This is a genomic window from Curtobacterium sp. Leaf154 (assembly GCF_001424595.1).
GTDB classification, from domain to species: Bacteria; Actinomycetota; Actinomycetes; order Actinomycetales; family Microbacteriaceae; genus Curtobacterium; species Curtobacterium poinsettiae.
In genome coordinates, this window is record NZ_LMOS01000004.1 from 14,961 (window position 1) to 33,622 (window position 18,662).

An 18,662-nucleotide genomic window follows, 5' to 3' on the forward strand; every position below is an offset into this window, starting at 1 on the left:
ATGGACGGCGACCCGAACGACCGACCCGGCGACGCCCGGGCCGATGGTGCGGCCCGACAGCGCTTCCAGTGGTTCCACCGCCTGCGCGCCTGGATCCACGAGCGGCCGCACGTGCACCTGTTCTACAAGGTGCTTGTCGGTCTGGTGGGCGGGCTGGTCGTCATCATCGGGCTGATCCTGGTGCCGCTGCCGGGCCCGGGGTGGCTCGTGGTGTTCATCGGTCTCACCGTGCTGGCGAGCGAGTTCCACTTCTTCCACAAGATCATCACGTGGCTCAAGGCGCAGCTGCACCGCTTCTGGGACTGGGCCAAGCGGCACGGGCCGAAGCGTCTGCGCGATGCGGCCGACCGGGGCAAGGCCGACGTCGATGCTGCGCACACCGGAGCGGCGCGGACCGTCGGGGTCCGTGCGCGCGCTCGCGGGGCGAACTCGGCACACCCGGGCCACTAGTCGGGCCGTCGCAGTCGGCACCGTGCGGTGCTGGTCACCGCGTGCGAGGTTGACGCCTCCGTGCGGCGCTGCAGGCTCGCACCGAGCGATCAACCTCGCACCGAATGGGCAGCGCCGCACCGTGCCGGGCGCGCCTACTCGTCCGCGACCCGGACCGAACCAGTCGCGGTGCGCTCGATGACCTCGGCAGCGCGCTCCTCGACCTCGGCGGCGTCCTTCGACGACAGCTGCAGCACGAGGGCGACGACCGCGGCGAGCACGATGAAGCCGCCGTAACCAGCGATGACCGGGACGAGGCCGATCGACGGCTCGAGCAGGCCTCCAATGACCGAGGGCACCCCGAACGCCAGGTAGCTGACGACGTAGATCGTGGAGAGCAATCCGGCGCGGTGGGTCGGTGCAGCTGTGGCGAGCAGCATCCGCAGCGGTGCCTGGAACCCGGCGCCGAAGCCGACACCGGCGACGGCGCTGCCGACGACCATGCCCGGCAGGGAGTGCGCGAACACGAACGACACGGTGATGATCGGGCCGAGCACGAGCGCCACGAGCCCGAGCAGGACCGCACGTCGGGTGTCCATCCGCTGGATCGCCAGGCCGGTCAGGGCGCCGACGCCGGTGACGACCGCGATGAGCGCACCGGCGGCGAAGTGGTTGGTGATGCCGAACACCGCGCCGAGTGCCGAGGGGACGAGTGACAGGAACATGCCGCCCAGTGCCCAACTGGCCACGAGCGAGCCGGCGACGCCGCGGAACAACCGACGCGATGACCGCGGCACGCTGATCGTCGGGCGCAGGGAGCGGAGTGCTCCTGGGCGACGCTCCACCTGCTCGGGGACGACGGACAGCGCGAGGACGAGCAGCACGAGGAGCGCGCCGAACAGCAGGTAGACGAGCTGCTCCGGCGCCGGACCCCACTGCACCAGGGCGCCGCTCGACAGCGCGCCGGTGGCCAGGGCGATCGGCGGGATGACACCGTTCAACACACCCGCCATGGTCGGGTGGCGTTCGAGGGAGTTGTCGATGAGGGCCGCGCCGAGTGCACCGATGAGCAGTCCGACCGAGACGCCCTGCACGATCCGGTCCACGATGAGCGCGACGACCCCGTCCGCCGCCGCGAACAGGCCGAGCGACAGTGCGACGCCCAGCCCGCCGACGACGAGCACGGGCTTCCGGCCGACGTGGTCGGACAAGCGCCCCGCGATGAGCAGGCTCGCCAGCAGGCCGGCGACGTAGATGGCGAAGACCCCGGTGAGCATGAGCGGCGTGAGGTGCCACTCGGCGGCGTAGACCGGGTAGATCGGCGACGGGACGGCCGACGAGGCGACCGAGACCAGGAGCATCGCCGCCAGGATCCAGAACCCGGCGACCGAACGAGCTGACTGGTGCATGCGCACCCCTTTCCATCTCCGTGCAGTACGACTGCATTCGTACCGCACTCGAACAGTACGACGCAAGTCGTACAGCAAGCCGAACGGTGGTAGCGTCCCGTCCATGCCCGCGCACGTCGATGCTCCCGAACGGTTGCCGCAGCCGTCCGTGGCCGAGATGGACCTCCCCGTCGTCATGGACGCCCTGAGCGACCCGATCCGGCTCGCGATCCTGCACCGCTACCTGGTCGACGCGGCCGGCGGCGAGCGCAGCTGTGGGTGGGTCGGCATCGACCGGCCGAAGTCCACGCTGACCCACCACTTCCGGGTCCTGCGCGAGGCCGGGTTGCTCGAGCAGCACCTGGAGGGCCTGACCCGCGTCAGCCGTGTCCGGGTGGAGGACGTGCAGCAGCGGTTCCCCGGGCTCCTCGACCTGGTGCTCGACTGGCAGGTCCCATCGGCCCTGCTCCGCGACGGGCTCGCCTCGTGAGCGGCGAGCCCGACGCCGCCCCGAGCCCGACCGTGCACACGCTGCCGTCGATCGTCGCAGACCCCGCCGTCGCCACGGCGCTCGCCGCGGACCTGACGGCCGCCGGCTTCACCGTCGACCGGCTCGACTCCCTGTGGGGCGCCGAGGCCGCCGCATCGCTGCACCGCGGTTCGCGGGTCGCTGCGCTCCGTGCGCTCGCCGCCCGCGAGACCACGCCGCTCAGCACCCTGGCGACGCTGTTCGTGCTCGGGCTGCCGGTGGCGCGGGCTGAGGCAGCCGCCGCGTTCCCGACCGCCGGGCTCGACGCCGTCATCGCATCGGGTCTGCTGCGCAGCGAAGGCGAAGGCGACGGCGAAGGCGACGGCGGCGCCCCGCTCGTCCACCCCACCGTCGACCTGCGCCCCTACGCCTTCGTCGACGACCTCGGCGCCGGCAGCTGGTGGATCGTCTCCGACCTGGGCGAGCTCGCCCTCGGACACGAGATCAGCGAGGAACACGTCCTCGGCATCGGCGGCGCCACCACGACGCTGAGCGGCCTGCAGGTGCCCGTGCCGGTCGAGCGGGTGCTCGACCTGGGCACCGGCTGCGGGATCCAGGCCATGCACGCGCGGCGGTTCGCCGACCATGTGGTCGCCACCGACATCTCGCGCCGTGCCCTCGACATCGCCCGCTTCAACGCGCAGTTGAACGGCATCGACGGCATCGACTTCCGGTTCGGCTCACTGTTCGAGCCGGTCGCGGGGGAGCGCTTCGACCGGATCGTCTCGAACCCGCCCTTCGTCATCACGCCTCGTCGCGAAGGCGTCCCGTCCTACGAGTACCGCGACGGCGGCATGGTCGGTGACGCCCTGGTCGAGACGGTGCTCCGGGGCCTCGGGGACCACCTGGAGCCCGGTGGCACCGCACAGCTCCTCGGCAACTGGGAGTACCGCTGGGGCGTCGACGGCCTGGACCGCGTGCGCGCCTGGTTCGCCGACACCGGCCTCGACGTGTGGGTGATCGAGCGCGAGCGGCAGGACCCGACGTCCTACGCCGAGACCTGGATCCGCGACGGCGGCACCAAGCCCGGCACGGACGGGTTCGACACCCTGATGGGCGCGTGGCTCGACGACTTCGCGGATCGCCGCGTCACCGGCGTCGGCTTCGGTTACGTCGTGGTGCGTCGACCCCTGCCGGGAGGCCCGTCCGGCCTCCGCCGGTTCGAGCGCGTCCCCGAGGCGCTCGGCTCCAACCCCGCGGGTCTGGGGGCGACGGTCGCCCGCGTCCTCGACGCGGCCGCCTGGCTCGCTGCGCACGACGACGCCGCGCTCGCTGCCGCCCACCTGGCGGTGGCCGGTGACGTCACCGAGGAGCGGTACTACTGGCCGGGCAACGACGACCCCACCGTGATGACGCTGGTGCAGGGCGGCGGGCTCGGGCGCCGGGTGGACGCGGACACCGCACTCGCGGCGTTCGTGGGCGCGTGCGACGGTGACCTGTCCGTCGCGGCGATCATCGGCGCACTCGCGCAGATCACCGGCGTGGACGAGCAGGCCCTCGCCGCCGACCTGCTGCCGGCGGCGCGCGACCTGGTGCTCGACGGGCTGCTCGTCCCCGCTGCCTGACGATCAGGCGCGGTGGTCGCGCCAGCTGTGCTCGGGCGTGTAGCCGAGGAGTTCGCGGGCCTTCTCCGACGACAGCAGCGAGCTGACGCCGTCGATGTCCGCACGGCGCTCGATGTCCGGCACGAAACGCTCGACGAGTTCGATCGTCGGGGTGTCCATCACCGTGTCGGGGCTCGCGATGACGAACGCCTCGAACCCGGTGAGGTCCGCCTCGAGCGCACGGCGGACGGCCTGGGCCCCGTCGCGCGAGTCGATGTACGACCACAGGTTGAACGTCTTCGCCTCGGGGGTGGCGTCCCACGGGAACGCCGGGTAGTCGGTCTCGTCCATCACGTTCGAGAAGCGCAGCCCGATCATCTTCAGCTCCGGGTCCCAGCGCGTGAAGTGGCGGGCCATCTCCTCTTCCACCGCCTTGCCGAGCGAGTACGACGACTGCGGGCGGACGGCGAACTCCTCGTCGACCGGCAGGTAGGGCGGCAGGTGTTCGCCCATCGGGATGCCGAGCAGGGTCTCGCTCGACGCCCACACGACGTTCTTGATCTTCGCGGCACGGGCAGCGTGGAAGACGTTGATGGACGAGGTCACGTTGTTGGTGATCAGGGCCACGTCGGGCACCTGTCCCGGGGCCGGCACCGCCGCGAGGTGCACGACGGCGTCGACGTGGTCGTACCGGTCGTCGATGCCGAGCAGGGCGTTCAGGACCTGGCCGTGGTCGGTCAGGTCGATGCGCACGAACGGGACACGCTCGGGCTTGTCGGGCGAGGGGACACGGTCGAGCAGGACCACGTCGTACCCGTGCGCATCGAGGTCGCGCACCACCGCCCGTCCGAGCTTGCCGCTGCCACCGGTCACCACTACACGCGTCATCGCGTCACTCCACATCGTCGTCGGAACACACCCTGGCGGGCACCGACCATCCTGCCCCGCCTGCCCTGACACGACCAGGCCCTGTCCGTACCCCACTGCCGGGGCGGGGGTCTGTCAGGCGGTGGGGGCGACCTGGGCGATCGCCAGACGGGCGACGAGCTCGACGTGCTCGGCCATGTCGCGTGTGGGGTCGAAGAGCCACTGGATCTGCATGCCGTCGGACACCGCGAGCAGCACGCTCGTGAGCTCGTCGGGGTCGATGTCGGTCCGCAGCCGTCCGTCCTGCTGCATGGTGCGGAAGTCGGCGGACAGCACGCGGCGGCTGCGTTCGTAGCGCTCGCGGAAGTACTCGTGCGCCGGGTGCTCGGCGTCGGTGGCGGCCGCGGCGGACAGGTTGACGAACATCTGCACCAGCCCCGGGACCTCGGCGTTGTGCCGCACGATCGCGGCGAGCAGGGCTGCCGGGTCCGCGGCCTGCCAGTCGTGTGCCAGGTCGAGCTCGTCGCGGCGGCGGAGGATCTCCACCCAGAGCTCGTCCTTGGAGTCGAAGTAGTGCAGCAGGCCGGCCTGGGTCAGGCCCACGGCGTCGGCGATGTCCTTGATGCTCGTCCGCCGGAAGCCCTGCGACGCCACGAGGTCCAGCGCGACCGTGAGGATCTCCTCGCGCTTCGCGATGCCCTTTGCGTACGAACCCCGTCGTGCCATGGCCAGACTGTACCGCCCACGGGAGACCCCAGAAAACCAACCAGCGGTCGGTTTTGGGTGGTACGGTGCAGGAGCTGCCAGCGCGGGCGGCGAACCCGGTGGATGGTGGGTGTGGGCGACGAGGCCCCGGCCGTCCAGGCGGCGCCCCGCGGCCCTGAACGAGAGGACCGACCACCGTGACCACCGTGAACGACGCGAGCACCGCCTCCAGTCCGTCGACGCCGCTGACCGAGCGCATCGATGCGCTCCTCGGCCAGTTGACCACCGACGAGAAGGTGCAGCTGCTCACCGGACGTGACTTCTGGACCACCTGGCCCGTCGAGAAGATCGGGCTGCGCCGGATCCTGATGTCGGACGGGCCGTCCGGCGTGCGCGGCGAGGTGTGGGACGAGCGTGACCCGTCCCTGAACCTGCCGTCGGCGACCGCGCTGAGCGCCTCGTGGGACCGCGCGATCGCGAAGCGCTACGGCGCCGCCGCTGCCGTCGAGGCCCGTCGCAAGGGCGTCGACGTCGTGCTCGGCCCGACCATCAACCTGCACCGGTCCCCGCTGGGTGGCCGGCACTTCGAGGCGTTCAGCGAGGACCCCGTGCTCACGGGTGACCTGGCCGCGTCGTACGTCGACGGTGTGCAGGAGAACGGTGTCGCCGCCACCCCGAAGCACTACATCGCGAACGACTACGAGACCGACCGCTTCACCGCGTCGACCGAGGTGTCCGACCGCGCGCTGCGTGAGCTGTACCTGCTGGCGTTCGAGAAGGCCGTGACCGAGGCGCACGCCTGGGCGGTCATGTCGTCGTACAACGCGATCAACGGCGTGACGGCGTCGGAGAACGACCTGCTCGAGACCCCGCTCAACTCGGAGTGGGGCTTCGACGGCATCGTCGTGTCCGACTGGACCGGAGTGCGTTCGGTGGACTCCGCGAAGGCGTCGCAGGACGTCGCGATGCCCGGACCGAACCCGTGGTGGAGCGAGGGGCCGCTGCTCGCCGCCGTGCAGTCCGGCGAGGTGCCAATGGCGGCGATCGACCGCAAGGTCCGCCGGATCCTGACCCTGGCGGCCCGCGTCGGCGCGCTCGAGGGCTTCGAACCCGTAGCCGCGTCGCCCGTGCACGTCGAGGACGGCATCGCGTTCGTCCGCGAGGCCGAGGCCGAGGGCACCGTCCTGGTCCGCAACACCGGTGTCCTGCCGCTCGACGCCCCCGCCGTGTCGCGCATCGCGGTGATCGGCCACAACGCCGACCAGGCCCGCACGCAGGGCGGTGGCTCGGCCACGGTCGTGCCGTCGCAGGTCGTGTCGCCGCTGGACGGCATCCGTTCGGCGTTCCCCGGCGCGAGCGTGGACTACGCGATCGGCGCCGTCGTGCAGGAGGGCATCGCGGAGTTCCCGCTGTCCACCATCACGAACCCCGGCACCGGTGAGCCCGGAGCGCGGATCGCCTTCGTCAAGGACGGCGAGGAGCTGTTCGTCGAGGACCGCCGCGCGACGGCACTGTTCTGGTTCGGCGGTGACGCGCCGACGCGCGAAGCCGACCGGCTCGACATCACCACCACCTACACCGCCGAGTCGACGGGGACCGTGCGGTTCGGCATCGGCGCGGCCGGACGGTCACGCATGTGGATCGACGGCGAGCTGCTGCTCGACGAGGACGTGCCGTACGAGGGCGACCAGCTCGGCGCCGCGTTCCTGAACCCGCCGGCGCGGTCGGTGCCCGTGTCGGTGACCACCGGCCAGCAGGTCGCGATCCGGATCGAGTACGACGTCATCCAGGACGAGACGCTCGGCGGGGTGCTGGCGTACCAGTTCGGTACCGAGCCGTCCGACGACGATCCCGCCGTGCTGATCGACGCAGCGGTCGAGGCCGCTCGTGGTGCGGACGTCGCCGTCGTCGTGGTCGGGACGAACTCCAAGGTCGAGTCCGAGGGCTACGACCGCTCCTCGCTGGCGCTGCCCGGTCACCAGGACGACCTGGTGCGCGCGGTCGCCGCCGTGAACCCGAACACGGTCGTCGTCGTGAACGCCGGTTCGCCGGTCGAGATGCCGTGGCGGAACGACGTCGCCGCGGTGCTGCTGACCTGGTTCGGCGGGCAGGAGTACGGCAACGCCCTGGCCGACGTGCTGACGGGGCGGCAGGAGCCCGGTGGACGCCTGCCCACCACGTGGCCGGTCGCGATGGCCGATGTCCCCGTGCTCGACGTCACCCCGGTGGACGGCAAGGTCTCCTACGACGAGGGCGTCCACGTCGGGTACCGGGCCTGGCTGCGGGCCGGCACCGAGCCGGCCTACCCGTTCGGGCACGGCCTCGGCTACACCACGTGGTCGATCGACGGGGTCTCCGCGACGCCGACCGTGCGCGAGGGCGACGCCGTCATCGTCACGGCGACCGTCGCGAACACGGGCGACCGCGCCGGCAAGCACGTCGTGCAGGTCTACGCGTCCCGTGCGGAGTCGGCGGTCGACCGCCCGGTTCGCTGGCTGGTCGGGTTTGCCCCGGTCCGGCTCGGTGCGGGGGAGTCGACGGAGGTCTCGATCGAGGTCCCGGCACGCGCCTTCGCCCACTGGGACGGTTCGTGGCAGTACGAGTCGGGGACGTTCACGCTGCACGTCGGTGCCTCCGTCGTCGACGACGCCGGAACCGCGTCCCTCGAACTGGAGTGACGAAGTCGTCCGGTTTCCGCGCAGCTCCCGACTCTGTTCAGTAACATCGTCGTGCGCGAGTCGGCTGGTTACCGTCCGCGCACGCACCGACTACGGGGTCGCTGGGTGAGCGATTCGGCCTCCTGATCCGGCCGTTGTCGCCCTGGCTTCCCCGGTGCGTCCCAGAATGCGTCCCCGCGTCCGCGCGGGGGCGCATTCGTCGTTCCGGGTCGGAGCCGCATCGGTGCTCCGTGCCGGAACCTCGTTCCGCGGATCGTCCCGGACTCGGTGCGCACCGGTGAACCGGTTGCCGGACTTCGTGCCGGTTCGCAAAAACGAGTGACACTTGGTCAACTTCTTTGCTCCCGGGACGCAGATCGGTGTGACAAACCGGTCGGTAGGTGGAACGATGGGGGCACCATCTCGTGCGGATCAGGGACGAGATGGTCATCCGGCCGGGCTCTCGGGCTTCACCAACTCGATCAGAGCCCCGCCGGATGCCCTCGACTCTCGGTGGCGGCAGGGCCGCAGGCGATCAGGCTCCAGGCGTCTGCCCGCGTCGCTGGCCCTCAGGCCCGCAGCGCCGGAGCGACCTCCTCGGCCACGATGCGCAGGATCCGCTCGTGTGCCGCACGGTCGCCGTTCGCCGGCAGGGTGATGACGAGCTCATCGGTGGCGGTGACAGCCGGGTCGGCGAGCAGGGCGTCGACGATGGCCGCCGGTTCGCCGGACACGACCTTGCTGAAGCGGAACGGCGGCGTGCCCGACAGCGGTCGGCCCTCGTCGTCCATCCCGGACGCGTACCCGGTCAGGAACTCCTGGTGCACGGCGCGGTCGTGGTCGTCGAGGAGCGGCACCACGATCCGGCCCACGGCGACCTTGGACTCGCGGTGCGGGTGCAGCTCGGCGAACCGCTCGCGGTAGGCGGCGATCTGGTCGGCCTGCGCCTCGGCGAACGGCGCACCCGTGTCCTCGGTGTTCAGGGTCGAGCAGTGCAGCAGCAGCCCCTTCTCGGCCGTGCGCACCGCGGTGCCCATGCTGCCGCCACCCCACCACACGCGGTCGCGCAGGCCCGGGCTGAGCGGCTGCAGGGTCAGGTCGGCCCCGGCGGGGATGCTCTCGTAGCCCTTGCCGGCACTGCCCAGGGGTTCGCCCTGCAGGACCTCGAGCAGCCGTGCTGCGCGGGCCTCGGCCTCGTCGCGGAAGCTGCGGTCGACCGTGCCGAACACCGGGTCGAGGATCGGCCCGTACCCGGCGATGCCCGTGCTGATGCCGAGCTGCACACGGCCGCCGCTGAGCAGGTCGACCGTGCTGGCATCCTCGGCCAGGCGCACCGGGTCCTCGTAGCGCATGCCGAGCACGGCGGTGCCGAACGCGATGGTGCTGGTGCGCTGCGCGGCGGCCGCGAAGAAGGTCATCGGGCTCGTCAGGTACGGCTCGAAGTGCCGTCCACGCACCCAACCTGTGCCGTAGCCGAGGGACTCGGCGGTCTCGAACAGGCGCAGGCCGTCCTCCAGGGCGCCGGCGGCGCCGTCGGTGCCGCCGTGGTTCGGGACGAAGGAGAGGAAGCCGAGTTCGCGCATGGCGCGAGTCTATGCGCACGTATTGAAATGCGCCTGAGTCGGCGACGGGGCGGACGGGAGGCCCGTGGCGAGCTGGCACCGCGCCTCTCCCCACCGGCACGGCCGGTCCGCCGCTGGCGCGTCGCCCCGGGACCGGCGGCGTGGGCCCAGTCCGTCATGGCCGCACCTGGGAGGATGGGCGCATGACCGACGTCACCGCCCTGCCCCCGCTCGTCGCCGCGATCCCGGCGGCGGTGGACGGCGTCGTCGACCCCGACGAGGTCTACGAGGCCTTCGCGGCCTGGGCCGCCGAGGGCGGCCGGCCCCTGTACCCGGCGCAGGACGAAGCGGTCATCGAGCTCGTCTCCGGCGCGAACGTCGTGCTGAGCACGCCGACCGGCACCGGGAAGTCACTCGTCGCGGCCGGCGCGCACTTCGCCGCGCTCGCCGAGGGCAAGCGGAGCTACTACACGGCACCGATCAAGGCGCTGGTGTCCGAGAAGTTCTTCCAGCTCGTCGAGCTGTTCGGTGCGCAGAACGTCGGCATGGTCACCGGCGACTCGAGCGTCAACGCCGACGCACCCATCGTCTGCTGCACCGCCGAGATCCTGGCGAACCTGGCGCTGCGGCAGGGACCGGACGCCGACGTCGACGTCGTCGTGATGGACGAGTTCCACTTCTACGGCGACCCCGACCGCGGCTGGGCGTGGCAGGTACCGCTGCTCGTGCTCGAGCGTGCGCAGTTCCTGCTCATGTCGGCGACCCTCGGCGACGTCACCACCATCGCCGACGACCTGTCCCGCCGGACCGGCCGGCCCACCGCCCGCGTGACCGGTGTCTCGCGACCCGTGCCGCTCGAGTACCAGTACGTGATGACGCCCGTGCAGGAGACGGTGGAGCGGCTGCTCGAGGAGGGCAAGGCGCCGATCTACATCGTGCACTTCGCCCAGGCTGCCGCACTCGAACGGGCGCAGTCGCTGATGTCGGCGAAGGTCGCCTCGCGCGAACGCCGCGACCAGATCGCCGACGCCATCGCCGGCTTCCGCTTCAGCGCCGGGTTCGGGCAGACCCTGTCGCGCCTGATCCGGGCGGGCATCGGCGTGCACCACGCCGGCATGCTGCCGAAGTACCGACGACTCGTCGAGCAGCTCGCCCAGCGCGGCCTGCTGCCCGTCATCTGCGGCACCGACACCCTGGGCGTCGGGATCAACGTGCCGATCCGCTCCGTGCTGTTCACCGGACTGACGAAGTTCGACGGCACCAAGATGCGCCAGCTGTCCGCACGCGAGTTCCACCAGATCGCCGGCCGCGCCGGACGCGCCGGGTACGACACCGAGGGTGACGTCGTCGCCGAGGCCCCCGAGCACGACATCGAGAACGCCCGCGCCGTCGCCAAGGCCGGCGACGACCCGAAGAAGAAGAACAAGATCAAGCGGAAGAAGGCGCCCGAGGGCTTCGTGTCATGGGGGCAGGCGTCCTTCGAACGGCTGATCGCGGCCGAGCCCGAGCCGATGGCCTCGCGCATGCGGATCACGCACGCGATGGTGCTGTCCGTCGTCGCCCGTGGCGGGGACGCCTTCGCCGACGTCCGGTCGCTAGTCTACGACAACCACGAACCGCGCTCCCGGCAGCTCGCCATGGCCCGGCGGGCACTCGTCATCGCCCGGACCCTCATCAACGCACGGGTGATCGAGAAGGTCGACGGCGCCTACCGCCTGACCGTCGACATCGCACCGAACTTCGCGCTCAACCAGCCGCTGTCGCCGTTCGCGCTCGCCGCGTTCGAGTTGCTCGACCCTTCTTCTCCCACTTATGCACTGGACATGGTCTCGGTCGTCGAGGCCACGCTCGACGACCCGCGGGCGATCCTGTCGCAGCAGCAGTTCAAGGAGCGTGGCGAGGCCGTCGCCCGCATGAAGCAGGAGGGGATCGAGTACGAGGAGCGGATGGAGCTGCTCGAGGAGGTCACCTGGCCGAAGCCGCTCGACGAGCTGCTGACCGCCGCCTACGAGGCCTACGCCGCCGAACAGCCCTGGGTGCTCGACTTCCAGCTGTCCCCGAAGGCCGTCGTCCGCGACATGTACGAACGCGCGATGACCTTCGGCGACTTCGTGCGCTTCTACCAGCTCACCCGCTCCGAGGGGCTCGTGCTCCGCTACCTGTCCGACGCGTACCGGACCATGCGGCAGACCATCGCCGAGGAACAGCGGACCCAGGAGCTCGACGACCTGATCGAGTGGCTCGGCGAGGTCGTGCGGCAGACCGACTCCTCACTCGTCGACGAGTGGGAGGCGCTGCTCAACGGCGACGTCCTGCTGGCCTCCGAGGAACACGAGGAGATCGCGCCGCCGCAGCCCGCACGGCTCACCGGCAATCCCAGGGCGTTCCGGGTGCTCGTGCGCAACGCCCTGTTCCAGCGGGTGCTGCTCGCCGCGGCCGACGACATCGACGGGCTCGGGGAGCTCGACGCGACCGCCGGCTTCGACCGGTCGGCGTGGGACACCGTGCTCGAGGAGTACTACGAGGAGCACGACAGCATCGGCACGGACGCCGACGCACGGTCCATGCAGTACCTGGTGCTCGACGAGAGCGGTGCCACGGCATCACCGCGGGTCTGGAAGGCACGGCAGATCTTCTCCGACCCCGAGGGCGACAAGGACTTCGGGTTCTCGGCGACGATCGACCTGGACGCCTCGGACGAGGTCGGCGAGGCCGTCGTGCGGGTCACCGAGATCGGTCGGTTCGACGGGTGGGCCGAAGTCGACGTCGACTGATCCGCGCGGGGGTTGTCGGACGTGTACCGTCTGCCGCACCACCCCGACCCGAGAGGACTGCGTCATGCGCATCGGATCCAGCATCGCCCTGATCGTCATCGGCGCGATCGTCGCCTTCGCGCTGAACATCCAGCTCGCCGGCGTCGACCTGCGCCTTATCGGCTACATCCTGATGGCAGCCGGTGTCGTGCTGCTCATCATCAGCCTCGCCGTGGCCTTCGGTGGTCGCCGCACCACGACCACCACGCGCTCGGGCGTCGACCCGGCGTCGGGGGAGCAGATCACGCAGCAGGAGCGGCGCGACGGGACCTACTGACCCGCGCGAAGGGTCAGAAGAGGGTCGCGGGCGGGGTCGCGTCGGGCAGTGCGGACGGCTCCGGGACCTCGGCCCCGGGCCAGCCGGGACCGTGCGGCACGTCGGTGCCGTTCTGGAACGCGGTGGCAGCACCACGGGCACGGACGTCGGCAGCTTCGTTCATCTCGTGACCGACGTGGCCGCGGACCCACTCGAACGTGACCTTGCGACCCTGCAGTTCCGCGTCGAGTTCCTTGATGATCTCGACGTTGAGGACTGGCTTGCCGTCGGCCTTCCGCCAGCCCTTGCGCTTCCAGCCGGCGAGCCACTCGGTGCAGGCCTTGATGGCGTACTGGCTGTCGCACAGGATGTGCAGCGGCTCGCCGGTGTCCTTCGTGGCAAGGAGCAGCTGCAGCACGGCGGTGAGCTCGCCGATGTTGTTCGTCGCGCGGGGCCAGCCTCCGGCCGCCCACCGGTCGTCGTCGACGTACCAGGCCCATCCGGCGGGGCCGGGGTTGCCGAGGGCTGAGCCGTCTGCGGCGGCGACGATCGTCACGATGGGACCTCCTGGTGGTGCCGAGTGCTCGCGAGTGCTGGTCAACCGTAACCGACCGTACGGACGGGCTCCGCCCGGCGGGGCGGCGACCGGATCAGCGCGCTGCGGGATCCAGGTTGAGGTCGGCGTCCGTGATGAGCTGGTCGTCCGCTCCCGTCTGCAGCGACGGGTTCAGCCAGCGGAGTTGCGCGACGGTGATGCCCAAGCGCTCAGCGACCGTCACCTGCGCGTCGTCGCTCGACACCTGGTACGACACCGGCACGCCGTCACGTTCGTGCACCCAACCGTTCGCCCCGGGCCGCGATGCGCCCACGTCGACCTGCAGGTCCGGGTACGGGTCGGGGATCGTCCAGTGCAACGGAGCGATTGCGAGCACGGAGCCGATGCCGGTGCGTCCGGAATCGTCCCCGTCATCAGACGGCGCCGGCACGAGCGCGACGCTGTGCAGAAAGTCCGGAGTGGGGCCGGCGTCTGACAGCCCGACCGAGTCCGGAGCGCCGGTCTCCGGGTCCCAGATGACGACTCCGGCACGGTACCCGCTGGCGTCGCCGGCACCGTCAGCGTCACCTCCGCGGAACTCCAAGCTCATCCACTGCGGGTTCGTCGTCCGGTAGCCGGACAACTCGGCGTCGAAGGTGCCGCTCTCGTTCGCGACGACCCGCACGTGGATCCGGATGTCACCGCTCGCCGAGACGACATCGGTCTCGGCGGCGACCGTGCCGGCCGCCAAGACCTGCGGTGTGCTGACCTGCTGTGCGGCGGAGGTCGGGTCGGCTCCCGGGCTCCGGCTCGTCCCGTCGAGTGATGCCTGACGCGTCGGCGTCGGGATCGCTTCGTCGCCGCCGAACGCCGTGCACCCGGCGAGCAGCAGCCCCACCAGTGCCGAGCCGATCACCGCGGTGGTCGCGGTCCGTGTTCGTCGCATCGTTCCCCCTCGTCGGCAGCGTAGCGGGGGCCAGGGGCGTCATCGAGTGCGGGGAGCGGACCGAGCCAGACTCGTTACACGGGGCCGAGGACTAGCGTCCGCTGCAGGAGGAAACACCATGAGCGACAGCATCCCGAAGGCCCCCGGCCCCGAGCCGTCCGACGACCGAGCACGCAACGATGCGCTCCGCGACGCGGCGCACAGCGACGACGTCGACGGGGTCAGCGGCCGCGAGCAGCGGGCGGCGGACACGTCGTACAGCCCGTCGAGTGAGCGCGAGATGGACGCGTCCCAGACGAAGCAGCGTGACGACGACGACCTGCGTGAGGACGGCATCGACCCGTCCAAGGTCATCGCGGCCCCCGGGACCGGCGGCGCGGACGACGCCGGCGACGTGGAGCCCGAACCGGGCGACCTGCACCTGCCGTGGCAGTCAGAGGAGGACCGCCGGGGCTGATCCGGGCTACCGGGTCGCGAGCTCGAGTGCGCGCACGAGTTCCTCGCCGTTGCGGACATCCCAGAACGCCACGAGCTGCGGACCGAAGAATCCATCGAGTCCGGTGTTCGCGTAGATCTGCGTCTGCAGACCGCGGGTCACGCCAGCGAACGGACCGAACTGCTCCTGCCACTCGACCGTGCAGTGCCGTCGGTCGGCCGACCAGCGCGTCGTGCGGTCCGATCGGCCCACCGGGACGTCGCGGGTCCCACGCGCCGTGATGACCAGGGCGCGGCGGTCGGTCACGGCGTAGACCGTCGTCCGCTTCCGGTGGAGCTTCACGAGGAACCGGCCGAACAGCAAGTGGAGGCCGAGGACGAGGAAGAGCGGGAAGATGAAGAGCTCTGGCCCGATCTGACCGTCTCGGAGGACGCTGACGGTGCCGAAGCCGACGAATCCGCACCAGAGCAGCGAGAACGGAATGAGGAAGCCGTCGCGGCCCGAGAAGAGCTTGGCCGGGTCACTGGTGCCCGCCCAGTACAGGTGCTCGTCGGGGCGCAGGTGTTCACGGGCGGCCTGTTGAGGATCGATGACCCCTCGACAGTACGACCTTGCCCTCGCCGTGGCTGACCGGTGCGTACCCCGCCCGCTACGACACCGTGTCCGGGTGGGAGCCCGTCCGCTGCCCGGACTCGAGTGTCGCGATCGCCGCGAGCTCGTCGTCGGTCAGCTCGAACCCGTCGACGTCGAGGTTCGACCGGATCCGCGAGGGCGTGACCGACTTCGGCAGCACCACCACGCCCTGCTGGACGTTCCACCGCACGAGCACCTGCGCCACGCTCGCCCCGTGTGCGTCCGCGATGCCGGTCAGCACCGGCTCGTCGATCAGGCGCCCGCGGCCGAGCGGCGACCACGCCTCGGTGACGATGTCGTGCTGCTCGTGGAACGCGATGAGCTCGCGCTGCGGCAGCCAGGGGTGCCGTTCGACCTGGTTCAGCGCCGGTACCTCGCCGGTCTCGTCGATGAGTCGCTGCAGGTGCGGCACCTGGAAGTTCGAGACGCCGATGCTCCGAGCCCGCGCCGACTCGCGCAGTTCCACCAGTGCCCGCCAGGTCTCGACGTAGCGGTCGTTCGCGGCGGCCGGCCAGTGGATCAGGTAGAGGTCGACGGCGTCGAGCCCCAGTCGCTCGAGGCTTCCGTCGAACGCCCGCAGGGTCGCGTCGCGCCCCTGGTGGTCGTTCCACACCTTGGTCGTCACGAAGACGTCGTCACGGTCCAGCCCGGAGGCCCGGATCGCCTTGCCGACGCCGGTCTCGTTGCCGTACATCTCGGCGGTGTCGACGTGCCGGTAACCGGCGTCGAGCGCGAGGCCGACCGCCGTCTCTGCCTGGGTGTCGTCGACCTTGTAGACGCCGAAGCCGATCGCGGGGATCGAGCGGCCGTCGCGCAGGGGAACTGAGGTGACCATGCACCCATCCTGCCGGTGCCTGGCGGGCGCGCGCCGGGCCTCCAGGCCATCTGTGGAGAACGCGACCCGTACGCCGGGCGCACGTTCCTTCCCATACCGGCGGCGATGGCGAGTGGAAACGGGCGTACCTGCTCAGAACTTCCGACCGGGTACGCCCGATTCGACCAGGTACGCCCGAAAGCGTCCGCTCAGGTCGGCAGGTGCACCGGCTCGGTGTCGGGGAGCGGGCTGGCGTCGCGGCCGCGCAGGTCGGGCAGCCAGCTCCGCATCGCCAGGGGGAGCAGCACGCCCAGCCCGGCCATCACGGCGCCGACGGTGAAGCCGCCGACGGGGCCGCTGCCGTCGATCAGGAAGCCGGCGATCGCCGAACCGCCGGCCGCGCCGATCAGCTGGCCGGTGCCCATCCAGCCGTAGGCCTCGGCCGTGTCGGAGAACTTGACGGTGGCGGAGACCGAGCCGAACATCACGGCGAGGGCCGGCGCGATGCCCACACCCGCGATGACCAGGGCGAGGCACAGCCACCAGAAGCCAGTGCCGCCGAGGGCCAGGGTGAGGCCGACGAACACGACGGCCATGCGCGTCCACAGGGTGTTGCGGGAGATCGGGCGGTGGCCGAACGCCAGGCCACCGGCGAGCGAGCCGACCGCGAACACCGCGAGGACGATGCCGGCGTTCGGGCTGCCCTCGCCGAAGACGCTGGTGACGCTCGCCTCGACCGCGGCGCACGCCCCGATCAGGAGCAGGCCGGTCAGGGTGGCGACGACGACGGCGGGGCGCTTCAGCACGACACCGAAGGCGCGCTTCGAACGGGGGATGCGGACGCGGCCGAGCTCGGGGGAGGCGATGAACCACGCGCCGCCGACGACCAGGAAGACCATCGCGACGACGATCGCCTCGACCGTGCCGACCTGGGTGGCGACGAAGGTGGTGATGACGGGGCCGGCGACCCAGATGAGCTCCTGCGCGCTGGCGTCGAGGGAGAAGAGGGGTGTGAGCTGCGCCGACGTCACCATCTTCGGGTAGATGGTGCGCACCGCCGGCTGCACGGGTGGAACCGCCAGACCGCCGAGGAACCCGACCACCACGTAGCCCCAGAGCGGCATGACCACGAATGCGATCACCACCATGCTGACCAGCGCGACGATGCTCGTCAGGATGAGGACGGGGCGCATGCCCCAGCTGCCCATCCAGCGGCTCGTCAGCGGCCCGGCCAGCGCCTGCCCGACACTCGTCGTCGCGAGCACCAGACCGGCGGCGCCGTAGGAGTGGAACACGTGCTCGACGTGCAGCAGGTAGGCCAGCGACAGCATGCCGAACGGGAACCGTGCGGTGAGCTGTGCGGCGATGACACGACCCACGCCAGGGGTCTTCAGGAGGGGCCCGTACGTACTCACGAGACGAGTGTACGGACCGGCCGGATCGGGGTGTCCCCCGTCCTGGGGAGGGGGCCTTCGCGACACGCCGATGGGCTGATTCCACATCTGTGGATCGTGACTGTCCCCCGGTGTGGGGAAGTGTCGGTGGCCGGCCGCAGACTGGCGGAAACTCGGGCCTCCCGGGAATCCACAGACTGTGGAGGGCGTTGTGGAGAACTACACGGCTGTAACACTCCCTCTTGTGGTCGGTGCTGCGGCTAGCCACTAGATGTAGTGTGGAGACATCGCAGCGGCCCCTCCCGGACACGACTGCGGACAGACATCAGCACCACCTCCACAGCACAGCAGAAACCAGTAGGAACCAGGGGAGAACATGGCCGTCACCGTCTACACCAAGCCGTCCTGCGTCCAGTGCACCGCGACGTACCGGGCCCTCGACAACAAGGGCATCGAGTACGAAGTGCACGACGTGTCCACGGACGAAGCAGCGCTCGAGCACGTCAAGAGCTTGGGCTACATGCAGGCCCCCGTCGTCGTCACGGACGACGACCACTGGTCGGGCTTCCGCCCCGACAAGATCGCGACCCTCAGCGCCGAACTGGCGTAGTCGTCCTGCGGGCCCCGAAGGGGCCCGCAGGCAGGGCATCTCGGGAGGCGCGACTCGCCTCTCCTGGCCCGCCCGGTCCGCCTGTCCGCACCTTTCCACGAGGAGCGCACCATGAGCCGATTGGTCTACTTCTCGAGCGTGTCCGGGTACACCGCACGCTTCGTCGAGAAGCTCGGCCGCGATGCGGACCGGATCCCGATCTACCCGAGCGAACCGTTCCTGCACGTGGACGAGCCCTACGTCCTGGTGCTGCCCACCTACGGTGGCGGCAACGGCGACGGGGCAGTGCCCAAGCAGGTCATCAAGTTCCTCAACGACGCCCACAACCGCTCGCTCATCCGCGGCGTGGTGGTGGGTGGCAACACGAACTTCGGCGAGGCGTACGGCCTCGCAGGGGACGTCATCGCACAGAAGTGCAACGTCCCCCTTCTCTACAGATTCGAACTCTTCGGGACCCCTGACGACGTGTCGGCGGTCAACTCAGGATTGGATGCATTTTGGACGCAGCAGTTGCAGACGTCGATCTGACGTCGCCGCAGACGGG

General features: G+C 70.7%; 19 protein-coding genes. 10 read left to right on the forward strand and 9 right to left on the reverse strand.

Annotated elements, in window-relative coordinates; translation table 11 throughout:
- Positions 1–450 carry a TIGR02611 family protein gene (locus ASF75_RS17290; protein ID WP_017886915.1) on the forward strand — a complete coding sequence of 150 codons (450 nt, stop codon included), beginning with the start codon at positions 1–3 and terminating at the stop codon, positions 448–450.
- 134 nt (positions 451–584) lie between these two features.
- Here ASF75_RS17290 and ASF75_RS06545 read toward each other — a convergent pair whose 3' ends face one another.
- Positions 585–1,838, reverse strand: coding sequence for an MFS transporter (locus ASF75_RS06545; protein ID WP_056069835.1), 1,254 nt, complete (start codon positions 1,836–1,838; stop codon positions 585–587).
- A 103-nt stretch (positions 1,839–1,941) separates the two neighbouring features.
- Between ASF75_RS06545 and ASF75_RS06550 the strand changes: the two genes are divergently transcribed.
- Positions 1,942–2,307, forward strand: coding sequence for an ArsR/SmtB family transcription factor (locus ASF75_RS06550; protein WP_056069839.1), 366 nt, complete (start codon positions 1,942–1,944; stop codon positions 2,305–2,307).
- Positions 2,304–3,911: a methyltransferase gene (locus ASF75_RS06555; RefSeq protein WP_235517564.1), complete on the forward strand. Its 1,608-nt coding sequence runs from the start codon at positions 2,304–2,306 to the stop codon at positions 3,909–3,911. Before ASF75_RS06550 ends, ASF75_RS06555 begins: the two co-directional genes overlap by 4 nt.
- Positions 3,912–3,914: 3 nt before the next feature.
- Here the strand turns inward: ASF75_RS06555 and ASF75_RS06560 are convergent, their stop codons facing one another.
- On the reverse strand, positions 3,915–4,778 hold the full coding sequence (locus tag ASF75_RS06560) for an NAD-dependent epimerase/dehydratase family protein (RefSeq protein ID WP_031259567.1): 864 nt from the start codon (positions 4,776–4,778) through the stop codon (positions 3,915–3,917).
- A gap of 114 nt (positions 4,779–4,892) precedes the next feature.
- Positions 4,893–5,483, reverse strand: a complete 591-nt coding sequence (locus ASF75_RS06565) for a TetR/AcrR family transcriptional regulator (protein ID WP_052481929.1) — start codon at positions 5,481–5,483, stop codon at positions 4,893–4,895.
- A 176-nt stretch (positions 5,484–5,659) separates the two neighbouring features.
- On the opposite strand from ASF75_RS06565, the gene ASF75_RS06570 reads away from it, so the two are divergent.
- Positions 5,660–8,140, forward strand: a complete 2,481-nt coding sequence (locus ASF75_RS06570; RefSeq protein WP_056069841.1) for a glycoside hydrolase family 3 protein — start codon at positions 5,660–5,662, stop codon at positions 8,138–8,140.
- Positions 8,141–8,688: 548 nt separating this feature from the next.
- Here ASF75_RS06570 and ASF75_RS06575 read toward each other — a convergent pair.
- Positions 8,689–9,702 (reverse strand): LLM class flavin-dependent oxidoreductase, encoded by a 1,014-nt coding sequence (locus ASF75_RS06575; protein WP_017886908.1) that lies wholly within the window; start codon positions 9,700–9,702, stop codon positions 8,689–8,691.
- A 182-nt stretch (positions 9,703–9,884) separates the two neighbouring features.
- Between ASF75_RS06575 and ASF75_RS06580 the strand changes: the two genes are divergently transcribed.
- Entirely contained in the window at positions 9,885–12,455 is a 2,571-nt protein-coding gene (locus tag ASF75_RS06580; protein WP_042540825.1) for a DEAD/DEAH box helicase, read from the forward strand.
- Positions 12,456–12,519: 64 nt separating this feature from the next.
- Positions 12,520–12,771 carry a DUF6458 family protein gene (locus tag ASF75_RS06585; protein ID WP_017886906.1) on the forward strand — a complete coding sequence of 84 codons (252 nt, stop codon included), beginning with the start codon at positions 12,520–12,522 and terminating at the stop codon, positions 12,769–12,771.
- 13 nt (positions 12,772–12,784) lie between these two features.
- Here the strand turns inward: ASF75_RS06585 and ASF75_RS06590 are convergent, their stop codons facing one another.
- The gene (locus tag ASF75_RS06590; protein ID WP_056069844.1) at positions 12,785–13,306 is read right to left on the reverse strand and encodes a ribonuclease H family protein; all 522 of its coding nucleotides are present in this window, start codon (positions 13,304–13,306) and stop codon (positions 12,785–12,787) included.
- Positions 13,307–13,400: 94 nt separating this feature from the next.
- Complete coding sequence (locus ASF75_RS06595) at positions 13,401–14,231, reverse strand: hypothetical protein (RefSeq protein ID WP_156463808.1); 831 nt, start codon at positions 14,229–14,231, stop codon at positions 13,401–13,403.
- Positions 14,232–14,349: 118 nt separating this feature from the next.
- On the opposite strand from ASF75_RS06595, the gene ASF75_RS06600 reads away from it, so the two are divergent.
- On the forward strand, positions 14,350–14,688 hold the full coding sequence (locus ASF75_RS06600; protein ID WP_017886901.1) for a hypothetical protein: 339 nt from the start codon (positions 14,350–14,352) through the stop codon (positions 14,686–14,688).
- A gap of 6 nt (positions 14,689–14,694) precedes the next feature.
- Here ASF75_RS06600 and ASF75_RS06605 read toward each other — a convergent pair whose 3' ends face one another.
- Positions 14,695–14,973, reverse strand: coding sequence for a hypothetical protein (locus ASF75_RS06605; protein WP_156463809.1), 279 nt, complete (start codon positions 14,971–14,973; stop codon positions 14,695–14,697).
- A gap of 24 nt (positions 14,974–14,997) precedes the next feature.
- Here ASF75_RS06605 and ASF75_RS17615 point away from each other — a divergent pair, with 24 nt between their 5' ends.
- Positions 14,998–15,297 (forward strand): hypothetical protein, encoded by a 300-nt coding sequence (locus ASF75_RS17615; RefSeq protein WP_156463810.1) that lies wholly within the window; start codon positions 14,998–15,000, stop codon positions 15,295–15,297.
- Between the two features lie 19 nt (positions 15,298–15,316).
- On the opposite strand, the gene ASF75_RS06610 is transcribed toward ASF75_RS17615, so the two are convergent.
- On the reverse strand, positions 15,317–16,135 hold the full coding sequence (locus ASF75_RS06610) for an aldo/keto reductase (protein ID WP_056069854.1): 819 nt from the start codon (positions 16,133–16,135) through the stop codon (positions 15,317–15,319).
- A gap of 188 nt (positions 16,136–16,323) precedes the next feature.
- Positions 16,324–17,529, reverse strand: coding sequence for an MFS transporter (locus tag ASF75_RS06615; RefSeq protein WP_056069857.1), 1,206 nt, complete (start codon positions 17,527–17,529; stop codon positions 16,324–16,326).
- 355 nt (positions 17,530–17,884) lie between these two features.
- Here ASF75_RS06615 and nrdH point away from each other — a divergent pair, with 355 nt between their 5' ends.
- Positions 17,885–18,118 (forward strand): glutaredoxin-like protein NrdH, encoded by a 234-nt coding sequence (gene nrdH / locus ASF75_RS06620; RefSeq protein ID WP_017886897.1) that lies wholly within the window; start codon positions 17,885–17,887, stop codon positions 18,116–18,118.
- A gap of 111 nt (positions 18,119–18,229) precedes the next feature.
- Positions 18,230–18,646: a class Ib ribonucleoside-diphosphate reductase assembly flavoprotein NrdI gene (nrdI, locus tag ASF75_RS06625; protein WP_031259561.1), complete on the forward strand. Its 417-nt coding sequence runs from the start codon at positions 18,230–18,232 to the stop codon at positions 18,644–18,646.
- Positions 18,647–18,662 lie beyond the last annotated feature (16 nt).

What these genes read in the sequence shown, in the direction of transcription:
- ASF75_RS17290 (WP_017886915.1), top strand. Translation starts at nt 1, where the DNA reads ATGGACGGCGACCCGAACGACCGACCCGGCGACGCCCGGGCCGATGGT.
- ASF75_RS06545 (WP_056069835.1), bottom strand. Translation starts at nt 1,838, where the DNA reads ATGCACCAGTCAGCTCGTTCGGTCGCCGGGTTCTGGATCCTGGCGGCG.
- ASF75_RS06550 (WP_056069839.1), top strand. Translation starts at nt 1,942, where the DNA reads ATGCCCGCGCACGTCGATGCTCCCGAACGGTTGCCGCAGCCGTCCGTG.
- ASF75_RS06560 (WP_031259567.1), bottom strand. Translation starts at nt 4,778, where the DNA reads ATGACGCGTGTAGTGGTGACCGGTGGCAGCGGCAAGCTCGGACGGGCG.
- ASF75_RS06565 (WP_052481929.1), bottom strand. Translation starts at nt 5,483, where the DNA reads ATGGCACGACGGGGTTCGTACGCAAAGGGCATCGCGAAGCGCGAGGAG.
- ASF75_RS06575 (WP_017886908.1), bottom strand. Translation starts at nt 9,702, where the DNA reads ATGCGCGAACTCGGCTTCCTCTCCTTCGTCCCGAACCACGGCGGCACC.
- ASF75_RS06580 (WP_042540825.1), top strand. Translation starts at nt 9,885, where the DNA reads ATGACCGACGTCACCGCCCTGCCCCCGCTCGTCGCCGCGATCCCGGCG.
- ASF75_RS06585 (WP_017886906.1), top strand. Translation starts at nt 12,520, where the DNA reads ATGCGCATCGGATCCAGCATCGCCCTGATCGTCATCGGCGCGATCGTC.
- ASF75_RS06595 (WP_156463808.1), bottom strand. Translation starts at nt 14,231, where the DNA reads ATGCGACGAACACGGACCGCGACCACCGCGGTGATCGGCTCGGCACTG.
- ASF75_RS06600 (WP_017886901.1), top strand. Translation starts at nt 14,350, where the DNA reads ATGAGCGACAGCATCCCGAAGGCCCCCGGCCCCGAGCCGTCCGACGAC.
- ASF75_RS06610 (WP_056069854.1), bottom strand. Translation starts at nt 16,135, where the DNA reads ATGGTCACCTCAGTTCCCCTGCGCGACGGCCGCTCGATCCCCGCGATC.
- nrdH (WP_017886897.1), top strand. Translation starts at nt 17,885, where the DNA reads ATGGCCGTCACCGTCTACACCAAGCCGTCCTGCGTCCAGTGCACCGCG.
- nrdI (WP_031259561.1), top strand. Translation starts at nt 18,230, where the DNA reads ATGAGCCGATTGGTCTACTTCTCGAGCGTGTCCGGGTACACCGCACGC.